The following is a 15,923-nucleotide window of genomic DNA, read 5'->3' on the forward strand; positions in this document are numbered from 1 at the left end:
AAGGGCCGCTTTCTTCGCCTCTCACCCGCAAACTGGTTAGTCGGGCTTTCCGGGAAAAAGTTCAAATTTTCCAAAAAATAGCCGCCAAGTTCCAGTAGCGGAACCCTAAGTGGAGGAGAGACTAATTGGGAGGGGGTCACTTGACAAGAACACATCGGGAACGCTCACTAAGCACAATTTCAGAAGCAATTGTCGTCTCTGGGAAATGGGGCATTCGCTGAAATCTCGACCAATTTCCATCGCAAACCTTCAACTATCAATTCCGTCCGCTTACAAGCCCTGTCTGTTGTTAGGGTAACTTTCGACGTCGAACATAGACCAACCAAAGTCGTGGCCGGCATCAAATAAGGTCAAAATAAATTGAGCTTTTTATCTTTCTCGCATTCGTGTTTTGCTGATGCCGTTCTGATATCCAGGTAGCCGGTTTCTTTCTGGATTTGAGATAAGTTACGGTAAGCGAGCATCAGTTCGGCGCGACGCGCAATGTCCATCGCATTTGGTCCTGAACGGATGTCTCATCGGCGACAACCCCGCACGAGCGGGATCGGTGCTAAGGCCCGCCGCCAGCCAGGAAGCCATACTCCGGAAGACGCCGCTGGGCATCCGGTGACATCAAATAAAGCGCGAAGCGAAAGGCAGCTTCCCTGCGGTGCGCTTCCTTGATCGGCGTCAGTACCGTCAGACCGTAGTTGATAGGCATTGCGAGCGGCGCAGGCACTTCAACGCGGGTGATCGGCAGATCCGACGCCTTTTCAGTTTCGGCGCGGATTTTTGTATGCGAACTGCAATAGCCGATGAAGACATCAGCCTCGTGCCGTGTAAAGAAATAATGTATCGCCGTTTCGCCTGCTGGCAATTTAGGACTCGCTGGCCCTCCGACCAACTGATGCGCGTTTCTGATGAGCGCGTCCTTTGCGCCGCTGCGCACCATCTCCGCTCGATCGAAGAATTGCCAGGCATAATCACCTCCCGGATCCGCGCCGGGCGTTGAAGTGCCGATCTTTATGGACCGTTCAAGTAGTTTGTCGAGAAGCGTGTCCCGAGTGAGGCCAAGTTCCGCACGGCCTGTCACGCATAGCCGATTTCTCGCAAAAATGATCGGACGCGTGCCGGCGCCATCGACGAAAAGGCGCTCCGGATGCGCCATGTTGGCAGAAACATAAATATCCGCGCCGCCATCCTTCTGGATCCTGTTCAGGAGCAGACCTGCCGGGCCGAACGTGAGCTCGAATCTTTGACCCGTCGCCTTGGTATAATCGTCTGCAATTGCGGCGAGAACTCCGCGCGTGCTTCCGGCCGCGTAAACCCGAAGCGGTGCCGTCTCCTCCTGCGCTTCCGAGCGGCATGTGACGGCCATCGCCGCCAGAGCGAAGAGGCTCGCGCATGCGGCTGCGATAGTGCGCGTCTTCATAGCTCGACCTGCAATGAAGCACGGATAGTGCGCGGTGCGCCCAGAGTACCGGTCGCTGAACCGGTCGCATTATATCCATTCTGCGCGGCCGGCGTCACATTGGCCCAATAATGAAGGTCCGCGACATTGAAGACATCGAACCTGAACGTGACTCGCTTGTTCGCAACGAGTTGTGCGTAGCGCATGCCGAGATCGAGCACGGTGTAACCCGAAGCGTACGATGTGTTCGCATAGTCCGTTGGCCTGTTGGTCGCGTAGTTGACGTTCGCGGTAAACGTCAGCCCTTGAATGGCAGGAACATGATATTCGACCAAACAGTTCATGACGAACTGCGACAAGCCCAGGATACGACGGCCGTCGGTTTGAGACGATCCTGTATTGTAGAGTCGAGGGTCGATGAAGGTCATCCCGCCGAATACTGTCCATTCATCACTAATGGCGCCCGAAGCCATCAGTTCGATCCCGCGGTTGATCTGCGTTCCCTTCACGGAGAAAACGTTGTCTGTGCCGGTGTATGCGTAGGGCCGTTCGATTCTGTAAAGCGCGGCATTCAGGTTGAATCGTCCGAAATCGACCTTGGCGCCTAGCTCATATTGATCGCTTCGAAAAGGGGCTAGGTTCTCGCCCTGATTGACCGTACCGGCCGGCGCGTTATCGCCTTGCTGCAAGCTGTTCGCATAGGTGAAGTAGGTCGTCACGTTCTCACGCGGCTTGAACATTACGCTGCCGAGCGGACTCCATCCGTTGGCATTATATCCGCCCGTGAGGCTGCCAACGCTGTTGTAGTTGGAGGTATCGATCCAGCTGTTGCTGACTGCGCCCAACACCGACCATTGATCACTGAGAGCGATGGTGTCACCCACCGTAACAGACTGCTGGAAGGTATACACGGATCGGTAGCGATCCTTGAAATCCGGAAAGTTCGGCTCGCTGAAAACCGCTGGATCGCCAAGACTGGCTCTTCCAACCGTGATCGCGCCTTTCTGGAACGGCGTGTAGCGATCCCACAGGAAACCATTCGTGGCGAGAATCAGATCGTGCTTGATCGATCCCGTCGCAAAATGCCCGTTCAGAACAGCTTGATTACTATCGACTGTATCAAGACTATAAGTCGTCGTTGCTGCCGTCGTTACGTAGTTCCCGGCGTTGTTCGTGATTGTATTTGTCGGAACGGTGGAGGCGCGGTCGCTGACATTGCGCGACACTCCGACGGAAAAACTCCAGTTCTCGTTAATGTCGTGCTTGATGCGGCCACTCAGAAAAGAAGTCACATTGTCGTCTCCTCCCCATGGTTGGCCGTAACCGACCTTTGTCGGGTCAACGGCCGCTGGAAAAAGAACGTTCTTTGCGACGGCGAACGTGCCGGGAAATCCCTCCGTCTTGTAATGATAGATACTCGCATTCGTCTCGAGAACCGTATCGGGGCTGAGGTGAATATCGCCGCCGAAGCTGGCGAGCTGGCGCTGCAGTCGACTGTTGTCGACATAGCTCGTGCCATCCTGATCGAGAAGGTTCAATCGATAGCCCAGGCGATGCTCTGAATCGGTAAATCCGCCGAGATCCATGTGCGCGAGCCATTGGCCTGTCGAAAGATAGCCTCCAGTGAAACGTTGCAACGGTTCGGCAGTCGGACGTTTCATGATGTAGTTGAAGGTTCCTCCCGGTTGAGCCGGGCCGAACAGTGCCCCGGCAAGGCCGTTCAACACATCAATTCGCTGGAATTCCTCGATCGGATAGTCGGTTGTGGCGGCAATATTCAGTCCATCGATGCGGGTGTTTTGCACAACGCTCGCCTGAAGGCCGCGCGTCTGCGGGCGAATGTTCTCGCCTTGGACTGAAGGGATGAAGCGGAATGCTTCACGCACGCTTTGGATCTGCTGATTCTCGGCGAATCCTTCTGAAATGGTATTGACCGAGAAGGGCGTGTCGATCAGCGGCTTCTTTCCCAGCGGCCCGAGTTCCACCCGGTTGACCTTATAATCAGGAGTCACATCGGACGTTTGCGTCGCGTCGCTTCGAACATCGATCGTCGGAAGCACGATCTCCTGAGCCGATGCGCTCCCACACAACACTACTGGAATCAACAATGACGGTAGGCTGCGAAAACAGTAGCGCTTGTGGCGACGATCGGACGGCATCTGGGCTTCCTCGGCCACGAATATTGTTATATACAGTTATATATATCGAAGATATTGAATAGGGATAAAATGTCACAGTGCCTGGGCTTTTGATGCGATCAGCGCCGCGGAGACGGGACTCGCAAGCGAGTATGGAGCGGCACCGATATCGGCGTCGCACTGCTCTTCGAGATGGGAGTGGTTCTTTTCGCCGACGGTTTTCGGTGCAGTTCCCTGTCTCGCTTTGACAGAGCTTGTCTTTGACAATACTCGCGCCGCACGGCCGACGCCGCTCGCGATCACGAACGAGCATGATCGTTGCGATTCCGATTCACCGGATAAAGCGGCCTCAGCGCACAGCCCCGAACACCGCCAAAGCGGTGACCTGACGAAAGGAGGCCACGGATGCGCGACGAAAGAACAATGAGCCACCACCAGGCATCGGTGAGAAGAACAATGGTTCGGTTCGTAGCGGTGCTGACACTGACCAGCACCATTTTTGGAGCGATCCCGCTCGTTCAGGCACAAGAGGCGCATCCATCAGCACTGTCCAAGCCTTCCATTTCGCAACCGTCTGTTCCGCCATCGCCAAACGATATACCGACCTCCATCGCCCAAACCCCATCTCAATCGTCTGCGTCGCCTGTTTCTGATGGCGCTGCCTTGCCGGGGTCGTCGCCCGCATTGTCGTCTGACTCGTCGCCTGCGTCTGACTCGACTGAAACAGGCGCCTCGCCGGCTCCATCTCCGTCCGCATCTGTCTCAACGCCGTCCGCCTCGGCTTCGTCCTCGCTTCCGCGCGATCTGTCGCCGTGGGGGATGTTCGTGCAGGCGGACGTGGTGGTGAAGGCGGTGATGATCGGGCTTGCCTTCGCCTCGCTGGTGACGTGGACGATCTGGCTGGCGCGGGGCGTTGAGCTTGTGGCGTCGCGGCGGCGGGCGCAGAGCTGCGTGCGCAAGCTGATGCGCGCCGACAGTCTCGGGGCGGCGCGCGCCGGGATCGCGGAGGGATGGACCGGCAAGGGCCCGGTGTCCGATCTGATGGCGGCGGCGGAGCACGAACTGCGGCGCTCGAACGACCTGTCGGCGGAGGGCATCAAGGAGCGGCTGGCGATCGCGTTGTCGCGGATCGAGGCCAAAGCGGGGCGCGACATCGCCCGCGGCACCGGACTTCTGGCGACCATCGGGGCGACCGCGCCGTTCGTCGGCCTGTTCGGCACGGTGTGGGGCATTATGAATTCTTTCATCGGCATCTCGCAGTCGAAGACCACCAACCTCGCCGTGGTGGCGCCGGGCATCGCCGAGGCGCTGCTGGCGACCGCGCTCGGGCTTGTCGCCGCGATCCCGGCGGTGATCATCTACAACGTGTTCGCCCGCGCGCTGGCGAGCTACCGGGCGCTTTTGTCGGACGCCTCCGGCGAGATCATCCAGCACGTCTCGCGCGACCTGGAGCGCCAGGAACGCGGACTGGTCTCCTCCGTGGTGCCGCTGGAGCGCGGCCGTTCCGCCGCGGAGTGATGCGCCATGGCGGTATCGCTCAAGAACCCGCAGGACGGCGGCATCGACGAGCTCAGCGAGATCAACGTCACCCCGTTCATCGACGTGATGCTGGTGCTGCTCATCATCTTCATGGTGGCCGCGCCGTTGTCGACGGTCGATATCGCGGTCGACCTGCCGGTGTCGAACGCGCAGCCGCAGCCGCGGCCGGACAAGCCGGTGTTCCTCACCGTGAAGCAGGACCTGACGCTTGCGCTCGGCAACGAGGAGGCGCCGCGCGCCACGCTGCAGGCGATGCTGGATCGGCAGACCGGCAACGACCGCGAGCAGCGCGTGTTCCTGCGCGCCGACGGGACGGTGGCGCCTACAACGAGCTGATGAAGGTGATGAACCTGCTGCGGGCCGCCGGCTATCTCAAGATCGCGCTGGTCGGCCTTGAGGATACCGGACAGGCCCAGGCGCCAGGCGAGGCCTCCTCCGGCGGCGCGCCCGTGGCGGCGACGCAGCCATGAAGATCGACTGGCGCGATCCGGACGGGCGGGCCGACGGCGCGCTCACCACGGCATCGGTGCTGCGCTGGACCGCGGCAGGCGTCGCCGTGGTCGCGCTGCATGCCGGCGGCATCTGGCTGGCGCTGAACTGGCCGCAGCCCGCGGAGGCTGCGGGCGATCCGCCGGCTGCGATCATGATGGAGCTGGCCCCGCTTGCGGTCGCGCCCGAGGTGCCGCAGCAGGACATCGCGCCGGGGCCGCAGATGGAGGAGGCCGAGGATCAGGTCGAGCCGGAGAAGCCGGTCGAGGAGAAGGTCGAGCCCGAGCCCGACATCAAGCCGGTGGAGACCGAGATCAAGCCGCCGGAGCAACCGAAGGTGGAGAAGGCGGAGGTGGTGCTGCCGCCGAAGCTAGAGCCGAAGCCGAAGCCCAGGCCGAAAAAGAAAAAGCAGAAGGCCGCGCCGCGCACCACCGCGCCGCCGAGCTCGCAGGCGCAGCGCGCCGACCGCGCCGCGGCGCCGGCCGAGGGCATGGCCTCGTCGATGTCGCCGGCCTCCTGGAAGGGCGCGCTGATGGCGCACCTCAACCGCTACAAGCGCTTTCCTCCGGGCGCGGCCGGCGCCGGCGTCGCCACCGTCGCCTTCACCATCGACCGTTCGGGCCGCGTGCTGTCGGCGCGGCTGGTGCGCTCGGCCGGTGACTCCGCGCTCGATACCGAAGCAGCGTCGCTGCCGCGCCGCGCCAGCCCCCTCCCCGCCCCGCCGCCCAACATCGGCGGCCACTCCATCACCCTCGCCGTCCCAATCAGGTTCAACAGATGAGCCGGTGGCTGATCCGAATGGCGACCGCCAAGAATCAATTCGTCACGATGCGAGACATTCGCCGATAACTGCCAAGGTCGCGGCGGATCGATCCACGATTGAAACGCTCTATCCGCAGCGCGCCGCGCTTCCTCAATGAGGTTTGCGGCGCGGCCCGATGGTCACGACCAGCTAATTCACGGGCATTGAACGCTGCATCGAGGTTCGGATTGTAATCAAAGCACTTCTATTTTGTGAACGGAAAAACAGCTTGTGTGAATTATCGATGACACCAGTCGAATAACATGCCGAATTTCACCATTGCCGACAAAGGGGAAGAAGCACGTCAAGAGTCGTTACTTAAAATTTTTCCGCACATTTAAGCGGAGCTGCGACCCACATCGAGGAATTCTAATGAGGACGACGTCGAATGGTGAATATCCCGCATCCCCGGGTCGCCTTTGGTGATTTGCCTGATCAATTCAAGACCGATGCCGATGAAGTCAGGCTTCCTCGGAAAATACTGACAGGGCTTCTCGACTTGTACATCTCCTCATGGGATTTCGACGAAGACTGGTATCTCACAACTTACCCCGACATTGCCGCTGCAGTCAGCAGCACTCGGTTTCCGTCCGGCTGGGCGCACTTTAGAGCGGTAGGATACCTTGAGGGGCGTCTCGGCTCCCGACCGATCGTAGACAGCGAATGGTATCTCGAGACTTATCCCGACGTTGCGCAGGCGATGCTTGAGGGCAAGGTCACCAGCGCTGCGGAGCACTTCGAAAACTTCGGATACGCCGAAGGCAGATTGCCGTCCAAGCCCGGCGTCGACACCAAGTGGTATGTGCGCCGCTACATGTGTGTTCCGCAGGATGTCGAGGAGAAACACGTGCACGACGATTTTGTCAGGCGTGGATACCGCGGGCTGGCGCTCCCCGCACCGCCCCGCTGAACCTTTAATTGAGGGACGACCATGTTAGAAGTGCCATTGCTTCCTGTCGCTATCCGTAATTTTGACGAGTCCCGGTATCTCGAATCCAATCCGAATGCGCGCACCGCGTTGACTTCGGGTGAAGCAGTTAGCGCGCTTGATCATTATCTGCGGTTCGGCATTGACGAAAACAAGCATTCAACCATTCGCCGGGAAACCGGGGCCGTGGCCTGCTCGGTCGAACGCTACCTCGTGTCGGAATCGGGATTTTGCCTGATCATCGGCTGGCTAGCCGATGAAGGTTGCGAAACTCCGCGAATGAAGCTTATCGGTGGAGAGTTCACGATCGATCTGCCACGAACGGCAAGTTTCCGGCAGGCACGGAAGGATGTCGAGCAGCATGTCCGGGACGGCGCTTACGACTACGGGTTTGTTGCCTTTGGGCAATCTCCTTCGAAGACTCTCTTGAAGCAGTCGCTGCTGTTTCAAGTCGCTTCGCTCGCCGGCACCTTTCAGACAAAAGTTACCCCTGAGATCGTGTCCGACAAGCGTGTTCTAAATACGTTGTTGCAAATCATCGCCACGTGCGAATCTCATTCCGGAAAACAGGCGGCCCTGAATGGCTTTCTCTGTGGAGCTTCGGGACAGGCCCTGATCCAGCTTTTTCGGTCTCACGTGGCGTCAGCCGTTTCCAGCTCATACGTCGAGCGATTCAGGCCACGCAAGGTATCAAGCTCGTTCGTGACGGTATTGTTTGGCTCTACCGAGCCGATCAAGCTCCAGCCACTGTTGTTCCGGGCGGCTGGAATCGACTTCGGCGAGTGGATCTACGTCTGCAATTCGCCAGAGGACGCCGACGAGGTGTTGCGATACGCACGCCTCATGTCAGACCTATATGACGTGATGATTACCGTCATCGTTTTGGGAGACAATGCAGGCTTCGGCGCGGCGAACAATGTCGCTATCGACCACGCGGCCAGCAACCGTATTTTCATCATCAATCCCGATGTATACGCGGTTCCCGCCTATGCCCGGCAGATGCAGCAAGTGCTGGCTGAGGCCAAGTTAGGAAAAACACTCTGGGGCGGGTTGCTGTTCTACGACGATCACAATCTCATGCATTCGGGTATGTTCATCGACAACGATTCGTTCGTACGTCGCAATTCTCTTAACCGGACCGACGATTCCCTGCTCGCACCATCCGGCCGTTTGTTGCGCGTCGAACATTTCGACAAGGGCGTACCTTTCTCCGAACGGGAATGGCAGAAGCCGAAGGCAGTGCCGGCGATCACAGGCGCGGTGATGGGCTTTGAAAAGCCGATGTTCGAAAAACTCGGCGGATTTTCTACGCGCTACATCTATGGCCACTACGAAGACGCCGATTTGTCGCTGCGCTGGAGCGCCTCAAACGGACCTGTTTGCATTCACCCGCAAATTCGCCTTGTGCATCTGGAAGGACAGGGCTCTCGTGCCCGAGGTGAAGAGTATCGCGGTGCTTCCATGGCCAACCGCTACTTTTTCACGGCTGAACATGGCGACTATTTCGACAAGCATCTCGCCAAGACCGGCCGGGGAACGCCATGAAAGTAATCTACGTTAGCTACCTTCATCCCTCGGTGGCACCTGGTGGAGCTCAACAGGTGGCGTTTGAGATGTTTCAAGCCAGCCTGAAGCAGGGACACGACGCGTACTTTATCGCTGCGCTCGAGGCCAATCACGATCAGATCTACGGCAAACCCGGCGCGCCCATCGTTCCCGTCCAGGGGGAAGAGCGGCAGTACTTCTACTTCCCGCAATATTATGACTTCCTGCACCTTTCAGTCGGAGATTGGCGCTCGATCCAGTTTTTTCGCGAACTGATCGAGCGGATCAAACCTGACGTCATTCACTTTCATCATTATCATCGCGTGGGAGTGGAATCGATCCGTGCGGCCAGGATTGCTGCGCCGGACGCCGTCATCTGTTTTACGTTCCATGAAATGATGGCCATCTGCATGGCTGACGGTCAGATGGTGAAGCGCGGCTCTCGCGATCTATGCCGATCGTCTTCTCCGGTCTCATGCAACAAATGTTTTCCGGATCTTCGTCCGGAGTTTGTTACGCTGCGATCGGCGCGCCTGAAGACAGCTCTCGCGGAATGCGACGTTTTCGTCTTTCCGTCAGAGTTCATTGCCGACCGCTACGTGGAATGGGGACTGCCAGAAGAAAAGTGCGTCGTCATACCAAACGGCCAGACGAACCTGGGCACCGCGTTCGATCGCAGCCATCATTCTCGACAAGTCAATCGCTTTGGCTTCTTCGGCCAATTCATCGACAACAAGGGCGTGGATGTCATACTGGAGGCCTTGTTGCTGCTCGCAAGAGAGCAACGGCTCCCGGCGGCGGGCATTGTGGTCGAGATAAACGGCGGCAATAAGCATTACGCATCCGGCCCCTATCTGGATAAGATCAATCAACAGGTAGAAGAGTTGCGTAGTTCCAAATCCGGCAAGATTACCCTGCGCGAAAACGGCGCATACGCGCGCGATCAACTCGCTGAAAGGATGGCATCGGTTGATTGGGTCATCGTTCCTTCAACGTGGTGGGAGATTTTCGGTCTCGTTGTCTCTGAAGCATGGATGTTCGGTCGGCCAGTCATCGCCTCTTCAATTGCGGGTTTGAAGGAAAGAGTGATTCCACAGAAAAACGGGTTCACCTTCCCGCCGCGAGACGGCCGATCACTGGCCGAACTCCTGTTGAAACTGGTCGGGAACGAGCAACAATGGATCGCAACAAACCGGTCCATCGAACAACCGTGGACCGAAGACGAGATGTTGGACGCTCATCTGAGCCTTTGGAAGGAATATTCACTCAGTACGTCCGGGCACGCGGCTTACGGCCACCGGCAGGTTCAAGGGGCACGGCTCTAAGGCAATGGACGCATGAAATTATCTTGGCGAGTATGAGGAAGCGAGTTCACAAGTGAATCTAGCAACACCCTTATTCGACAGTTCGCTCCCGGCAATTCGCACGTCGATAGCGGGGATATCCAATGCAAAATACGAGCAGCTAACCGATGGATCCAGGGAGATCTACAAACAGGTGCTGCGTGTCTTCGAACGCCACAAACTCGAATATTTTTTGTTTGCGGGCGCAATCGTCGGCTACGTCCGTAACGGCCGGATGCCGCCGTGGAACGACGATTTGGATGTCATCATCTTCGAAGACCAGATCAAACTGTTCGAGACCGTGGTCTTGCCGTTTCTGCGAGACTGCGGTTACGTTTGCTGGCCCGTGGCGGCGCCCTATACCGGCGGCGGATACCACATCCTGGCGCTGCAGCAGGACGCGAATTCGCGCCGCGCCCCTATCGAGCTTGCCGATGGAATACCCGTCGTGGTTCCGTGGGCGCAGGTCGATGTCTTCTATACGAGAGTCGATGCAGCCGGCTTCATAAGGAACCTGTCCAACTGGGGCATGTACCACACAAAGCAGATTCCCGAGACGTGGGTCAGGCCGGGCACTTTCGTTCATCTGGATTCGTTTCGCGCTCGGGTCTTCAGTAATTACGAAGACGACATTTGGCACGAGTACGGCAACGTTGCCTCAAATATCGTCGTTCATTCGCATGATAAGGTTTCGCTCAAGCTGATGGGGTCGGACTGGGAAAAGTTCGAATTCGACTATGATGCCCTGCTGTCCACCAGAGTGAGAGGCCTGCCACCGAGTGTAAGCCGCGCACGACTTGCCGAATTCGTTCCGGAAGCAAGACGGCAGTACGAGGCGCCAGCCGGTGCAAACTTCGATTTTATTTCAAAGATGATCTGCGAAGATGGTCCGGGCCAGGTCACCCTGACCGGAGCGGACCAGAGTTTTTGGGCGCTAGATCTCAAGCGCCTATTCCCGGGTGTAAAACTGGATGTCCTGATCAGCAGCGAGAAAGAGGCGAAACGAGCAGTCCACCTCCGACGCTTTATCGACAGCGTACAATTCTCCGACTCTGGCGTTCGTCACATTTACGAGCATTGTCTGCTCGCCGGCGACGTGACGTCGAACTCACGGCGGAGTCGTTCAGCATGACCAGCGTCACCAACGTCATCACTTACGGAACCTTCGATTTGTTTCACGTCGGCCACGTTCGCCTGCTGCAACGCCTGCGCAGTCTCGGAGATCGCTTGATCGTTGGATGCTCCACTGATGAATTCAACGAAATCAAGGGAAAGAAATCAGTCATCCGATATAACGAGAGAGCTGAGATCCTTTCAAGCTGCAAATATGTCGATCTGGTGATACCCGAAAACACATGGGAGCAAAAATCAAGCGACATTCGAAAACACGAAATCAGAATATTCGCCATGGGAGACGATTGGGTCGGAAAATTCGATCATCTGTCCAATGAGACTGGTTGCATCGTTACATATGTGAGCCGAACCTCAAATGTTTCCACCACCGACATCAAAGGCTATCTGAGGAAAATCGATAGTGATACCATCGCTTCGATGAAGAACAAGGTCGATCACCTGCGCGCGCAGCTCGACAAGTATTAAGCACTTCACCCAGGCGCGGTGTTTGGAGCCATTCTGATCGTCGGATGTGAAATGAGGAAGCAACGTCGTTTCCTTCGATCAATAATTTCAATCCACCTGCTGCTCTTCACGGCTGGCCTGGGCAGCCTGTCGGCGACCGAAATCTGGATCGCGCCTCAAGCTTCCGTTCCGCCCTCTCCGCTGAATCGTGCCGTCGATTTCCTTGATATGTTCGATGCTGACGCTCCGTGGCGGAATGCAGCGCATGTTATCGCTGTCTTCAAGCTCTACGGCTCATATCTGGAACACGCTCCTCAAGACCAGGTCGACAAGATCGTAAAGAACCTGAATGAGCGTCATATTTCGATCGCGGTCGAGGCCGGAGTCATGAACAGCCCGAAGGCGATCAAACCGGCATGCGGTGGACCCGGGGTAGAAGGTTACTCGACGACGGCCCGCGCGAAGATGATTTCGAGAAAGATCAAGAGCGCCGGAGGATCGATCGCCTATGTCGCCATGGACGAGCCGCTTTGGTTCGGGCGCTATTATAAAGGACGACCCGGCAAGCAGCCGGGCTGCCGCCTCTCGGTCGAACAGGTGATCGATCTCGTGATGCCGGTGCTTCAAGCGTATCGTGAAGCATTTCCGATGGTGCGGATCGGAGATGTCGAACCGAGCGGCGTCGCATATCAGCCGGAATGGCAGAATGAGACACGACAATGGCTTCGCGGGCTTCGCGAGCGATTGGGATCAAGCCTCTCGTTCATGCAGTTGGACGTGCCGTTCGCAGCCGGTCCGCCGCAGGTATCCGCCGCGCGACGCTTCTTCGATCAGTTGGAGAGCTTGCGCGCAGAGAGGCTCGTGGAAAATATAGGCATTATCTACAATGGCATGCCGAATGACCGCACCGACAAGGAGTGGATCGATAGCGCGAAGAGCCATATCGAGTTGTTCGAGCAGGAATATAGGCTTCGTCCGCAACAGGCGATCATTCAATCGTGGACGCCACGCCCAACACATGCCTTGCCGGACACCGACCCCGAGAGTCTCACCGGTCTGGCCCTGTACTATGCCAGGCGGTCCCATTCTGGCGCAAAATGAAGCAGACGACGCAATCTCTCACAGGCGCTGGCCGGCGAGGACAATCGCTGACTCACGTTGAAGGATGACGCGCAATGGCCGGGAAGACAATCATCCATGGCGGAGGCCAGATAGATGGGCATGTGCAAACCAATTCGATCGAAGCCGTCCTTACTTCGCTCGCCGCTGGCGAACGGCAGATCGAACTCGATTGCGTCAAGCTGGCCGATGGCTTCGCATTCGCTCACGACGAGACGGAGAAGAGATTCTATGGGATTGAAAAGACATTCGCCTCGATAACCGGAAACGAGTTTCAGAGACTCCGTGTGTTGGGGAAATTCAACCCTGTCACGTTCAAGATGGTCGAGCGACTTCTGGAAATTCTACCGGATACAAAAATAGTCATCGACGCAAAGTTCCCGGATTTCCAATTTCCCGGCTTTCTGCAATTCCTGGCAAACAACCATGGTTCTCTTCTGAACCGGCTCTACTATCAGGTCTATCACCGTGAGTGGGTTGATCTGTGTCGTCCGTTCAAGGTTCGGAAAGCCGTGGTCGCTCTCTGGAAGCACTACGATTCGGATCCCTATTCAGATGAAGCTTATGACTTCGCTCGTTACGCAACGTCCGAGCTGGACGTGCTGGGTATAAGCGTCAGATGGAAAACGCCCGGCATGCAAGTCGATAACCGCCAGCGCGAAGGAATGAAGCGCTTGGCGGATTTGGCCGACGTCTATTTTCATGGTCAGGATATTTCGCTATGCCGTGAGAAAGAATTTCTGAATGCCGGGGTCAATTTCTACAGTTCATATTCTCTCGGTAGCCTACCCGACGGGTTTGACGGTAGCTCTTATCGGAAAAAGCATGCCGATCTGACCCGGATGACTGACTTATGTGCCGCTTGCCATTACCTGGAATTCGGCGTTCGGGAGGGTAGACGGATTTAGATTATCCTGGCCAGGAGTGCCATAGGTCACAAGCATGAAAGAACGGCCGGCAACCGCACCGGCTTCGGCTGGCGTCGCGCCGTTTCAGCCGCCGCGTGACAAGATCGCAAAAACGCGGGTTTCAGTCTCCAGACACAGGGGCTCATCGCCGCCATCGCCGGGAATGATCTCGATGGTCTGGCTCATCTCGGGACTCGCAAAATGGGTCGCCTAAAATTACTCTCGTTCCATGATAGTTCGTTCACGACTAGGGTTCGGCGAACCCGCAATATCCGGGCTGGATGTGTCGTGAACGCTTGACGAGAGATGGCGGGATCTCGCTAGCCAAACGGATGGCGTGGCGCGGGAGGCGTGAAGGTTGAACGGATTGGCCGACCAGCAACTCGAGATCGAATTAAAACTTGAACTCGATTCCGAGAACGCAACCAAGATTCAGCGATTTTTGCGGAAATCGCTGAAGCGCGATCAGGCGCAGGCGCTCGATTCGGTTTATTTCGATACGGCCGAGCAGCACCTTCGCAAAGCGCGTTTCTCACTGCGCATCCGCCACATCGGCAAACGACGGATCCAGACTTTAAAGGCCGCCGGCGAAGCGACGGCAGGCCTTTTTACGAGACCGGAGTGGGAACGTGACATCAAGAGCAATGTGCCGCTTCTTGATCGCGAAAGCGCCTTCCTCGAAAACTTTGTTCCCGAATCCGCATTAGCTGATCTCCACCCTGTCTTCCGGACCGTGGTGCACAGGTATCTGTTTGAAGCGATCGAGCGTGACAATTTCATCGAGGTATCGTTCGACCAAGGGGAGATCCGGGCCGGTCGCCGCAAACAGCCCCTCTGCGAAGTGGAGATTGAACTCAAACGAGGAGATCCCGCGCTTTTATTCAAGCTGGCGCAAGAGATTAATGCGGTCGTTCCCGTACGGCTCGGCGTTCTGAGCAAAGCCGAGCGCGGTTACAACCTTGCGCGCTCGGCCAAAGTGCAGGCGATCAAGGCTGATCCTGTCCTTTTGATGACGGAAATGACTTCCGCGAAGGCACTGCAAGCCATCGCACAATCATGCATCCGCCATTTCCGTCTGAACGAAACGATACTTTCGAGACACGATGATGCGGGCGCCCTGCACCAGACGCGCGTCGCTCTCAGAAGACTGCGATCCGTAATCACGTTATTCAGAAAAATGCTGACCGATGAGCGATACGAAGCGCTTCGCACCGACATCAAATGGATGGCGACCGCGCTCGGTATGGCGCGGAACATCGACGTCTTGATTGCGGGTCTTGAGAGTCGACCCGTTCCGAAAGCACTGCTCGCCGCACGGCGACATGCATATGCACAGGCCCGCGCATCTCTCGACAGCCCACGGTGGCGCAAGCTGATGCTCGAACTGGCTGAATGGCTATCCATCGGGCCGTGGCTGACGCACCCTAAAAATCGCTCGCGATGCAATAGACCGATCGCACAGAGTGCTGTGCGTATACTCGAACGGTCCCTGAGGCGATTCGAACGGCGCGGTCGAGGTCTCGTCCACCTCGACGACCATGCCCGCCATCGTGTTCGCATCGAAGCCAAAAAGCTGCGCTATGCGGCCGAGTTCTTCGAGACGCTGTTTCCGAGCAGGGATGCAAAGCAGCGCCGCAAGGCATTCGGCCGAGCTATCGAAGCGTTGCTGGACAGTCTCGGCGACCTTAACGATCTCACCGTCGTCCCCGCACTTTTGAAAGATCTGGATTTACGGCAAGTAAGGTTCGGAATTCATAATCGCAAGCGCCTGCTGAAAAAAGCCGAGCGACAATACAAAACGCTGCTTAAAATCACGCCTTTCTGGCAATGAGGTCAACGTCTCCGACAAACTTCGATTGGCGATGATTTGATACCGGCCTCGAGCCGCTCAGTTTGTTTTCAGCTTTGCGACGGCGACGGTTCTCGGTCGCTTCGTCAGGCGTGAGCGGTCGGGGGAAGCCACGCGCTTCCCTTTCTTCGCGCCGCTCTTCTTCGCGCTCGATGCCACGTGTGGGGCACCGCGATTGTGCTTCGCATATTCGGCACCGTCGACCGGCGCGACATGCGGCGGGTCCCTGCCGAGATAGGGCCGCCCGATACCGAACTCCTTCCCGTGCGCATCAACCCACTTCCAGAGCTTCTCC

General features: G+C 57.4%; 13 protein-coding genes and 2 pseudogenes. 11 read left to right on the forward strand and 4 right to left on the reverse strand.

Annotated elements, in window-relative coordinates; translation table 11 throughout:
• Positions 1 to 350: 350 nt before the first annotated feature.
• From BGN91_RS16390 to BGN91_RS16400, 3 genes are read right to left on the reverse strand one after another with little or no spacing between them, the layout of a single operon-like run.
• Positions 351 to 491 carry a hypothetical protein gene (locus BGN91_RS16390; RefSeq protein ID WP_292614989.1) on the reverse strand — a complete coding sequence of 47 codons (141 nt, stop codon included), beginning with the start codon at positions 489 to 491 and terminating at the stop codon, positions 351 to 353.
• Positions 492 to 550: 59 nt separating this feature from the next.
• Positions 551 to 1,411 (reverse strand): substrate-binding domain-containing protein, encoded by an 861-nt coding sequence (locus tag BGN91_RS16395; protein WP_292614991.1) that lies wholly within the window; start codon positions 1,409 to 1,411, stop codon positions 551 to 553.
• Positions 1,408 to 3,567 (reverse strand): TonB-dependent siderophore receptor, encoded by a 2,160-nt coding sequence (locus BGN91_RS16400; protein WP_292614993.1) that lies wholly within the window; start codon positions 3,565 to 3,567, stop codon positions 1,408 to 1,410. The genes BGN91_RS16395 and BGN91_RS16400 overlap by 4 nt, the downstream gene beginning before the upstream one ends.
• Before the next feature lie 366 nt (positions 3,568 to 3,933).
• Between BGN91_RS16400 and exbB the strand changes: the two genes are divergently transcribed.
• The 11 genes and pseudogenes from exbB (at position 3,934) to BGN91_RS16455 (ending at position 15,610) form a co-directional block, all read left to right on the forward strand.
• Positions 3,934 to 5,046, forward strand: coding sequence for a tonB-system energizer ExbB (gene exbB / locus BGN91_RS16405; RefSeq protein WP_292614996.1), 1,113 nt, complete (start codon positions 3,934 to 3,936; stop codon positions 5,044 to 5,046).
• A gap of 6 nt (positions 5,047 to 5,052) precedes the next feature.
• Positions 5,053 to 5,537, forward strand: a pseudogene (gene exbD, locus BGN91_RS16410) (TonB system transport protein ExbD).
• A complete protein-coding gene (locus tag BGN91_RS16415) occupies positions 5,534 to 6,337 on the forward strand; it encodes a TonB family protein (RefSeq protein WP_292614998.1) in 804 nt (267 codons plus the stop codon). The pseudogene exbD and the gene BGN91_RS16415 overlap by 4 nt, the downstream one beginning before the upstream one ends.
• Positions 6,338 to 6,746: 409 nt before the next feature.
• Positions 6,747 to 7,268, forward strand: a complete 522-nt coding sequence (locus BGN91_RS16420) for a hypothetical protein (RefSeq protein WP_292615000.1) — start codon at positions 6,747 to 6,749, stop codon at positions 7,266 to 7,268.
• A 21-nt stretch (positions 7,269 to 7,289) separates the two neighbouring features.
• Complete coding sequence (locus BGN91_RS16425) at positions 7,290 to 8,831, forward strand: glycosyltransferase (protein WP_292615001.1); 1,542 nt, start codon at positions 7,290 to 7,292, stop codon at positions 8,829 to 8,831.
• Positions 8,828 to 10,156 (forward strand): glycosyltransferase, encoded by a 1,329-nt coding sequence (locus BGN91_RS16430; protein WP_292615003.1) that lies wholly within the window; start codon positions 8,828 to 8,830, stop codon positions 10,154 to 10,156. Before BGN91_RS16425 ends, BGN91_RS16430 begins: the two co-directional genes overlap by 4 nt.
• 52 nt (positions 10,157 to 10,208) lie before the next feature.
• Positions 10,209 to 11,306, forward strand: coding sequence for a LicD family protein (locus tag BGN91_RS16435; RefSeq protein WP_292615005.1), 1,098 nt, complete (start codon positions 10,209 to 10,211; stop codon positions 11,304 to 11,306).
• Entirely contained in the window at positions 11,303 to 11,773 is a 471-nt protein-coding gene (locus BGN91_RS16440; protein ID WP_292615006.1) for an adenylyltransferase/cytidyltransferase family protein, read from the forward strand. Before BGN91_RS16435 ends, BGN91_RS16440 begins: the two co-directional genes overlap by 4 nt.
• A 51-nt stretch (positions 11,774 to 11,824) precedes the next feature.
• Positions 11,825 to 12,853, forward strand: a complete 1,029-nt coding sequence (locus BGN91_RS16445) for a hypothetical protein (protein ID WP_292615007.1) — start codon at positions 11,825 to 11,827, stop codon at positions 12,851 to 12,853.
• Positions 12,854 to 12,927: 74 nt separating this feature from the next.
• Positions 12,928 to 13,779: a hypothetical protein gene (locus BGN91_RS16450; RefSeq protein WP_292615009.1), complete on the forward strand. Its 852-nt coding sequence runs from the start codon at positions 12,928 to 12,930 to the stop codon at positions 13,777 to 13,779.
• A 367-nt stretch (positions 13,780 to 14,146) separates the two neighbouring features.
• Positions 14,147 to 15,610 carry a CHAD domain-containing protein gene (locus BGN91_RS16455; protein ID WP_292615012.1) on the forward strand — a complete coding sequence of 488 codons (1,464 nt, stop codon included), beginning with the start codon at positions 14,147 to 14,149 and terminating at the stop codon, positions 15,608 to 15,610.
• 57 nt (positions 15,611 to 15,667) lie between these two features.
• Here the strand turns inward: BGN91_RS16455 and BGN91_RS16460 are convergent.
• A pseudogene (locus tag BGN91_RS16460) lies at positions 15,668 to 15,923 on the reverse strand (peptidase M15); the annotation flags it as partial.

Source organism: Nitrobacter sp. 62-13 (genome assembly GCF_001896955.1).
In the GTDB taxonomy this organism is placed as follows: Bacteria; Pseudomonadota; Alphaproteobacteria; order Rhizobiales; family Xanthobacteraceae; genus Nitrobacter.

Bases quoted from the DNA above. Each gene is read 5' to 3' on its own strand.
- BGN91_RS16390 (WP_292614989.1), bottom strand. From the start codon at position 491: ATGGACATTGCGCGTCGCGCCGAACTGATGCTCGCTTACCGTAACTTA.
- BGN91_RS16395 (WP_292614991.1), bottom strand. From the start codon at position 1,411: ATGAAGACGCGCACTATCGCAGCCGCATGCGCGAGCCTCTTCGCTCTG.
- exbB (WP_292614996.1), top strand. From the start codon at position 3,934: ATGCGCGACGAAAGAACAATGAGCCACCACCAGGCATCGGTGAGAAGA.
- BGN91_RS16415 (WP_292614998.1), top strand. From the start codon at position 5,534: ATGAAGATCGACTGGCGCGATCCGGACGGGCGGGCCGACGGCGCGCTC.
- BGN91_RS16420 (WP_292615000.1), top strand. From the start codon at position 6,747: ATGGTGAATATCCCGCATCCCCGGGTCGCCTTTGGTGATTTGCCTGAT.
- BGN91_RS16425 (WP_292615001.1), top strand. From the start codon at position 7,290: ATGTTAGAAGTGCCATTGCTTCCTGTCGCTATCCGTAATTTTGACGAG.
- BGN91_RS16430 (WP_292615003.1), top strand. From the start codon at position 8,828: ATGAAAGTAATCTACGTTAGCTACCTTCATCCCTCGGTGGCACCTGGT.
- BGN91_RS16440 (WP_292615006.1), top strand. From the start codon at position 11,303: ATGACCAGCGTCACCAACGTCATCACTTACGGAACCTTCGATTTGTTT.
- BGN91_RS16445 (WP_292615007.1), top strand. From the start codon at position 11,825: ATGAGGAAGCAACGTCGTTTCCTTCGATCAATAATTTCAATCCACCTG.
- BGN91_RS16450 (WP_292615009.1), top strand. From the start codon at position 12,928: ATGGCCGGGAAGACAATCATCCATGGCGGAGGCCAGATAGATGGGCAT.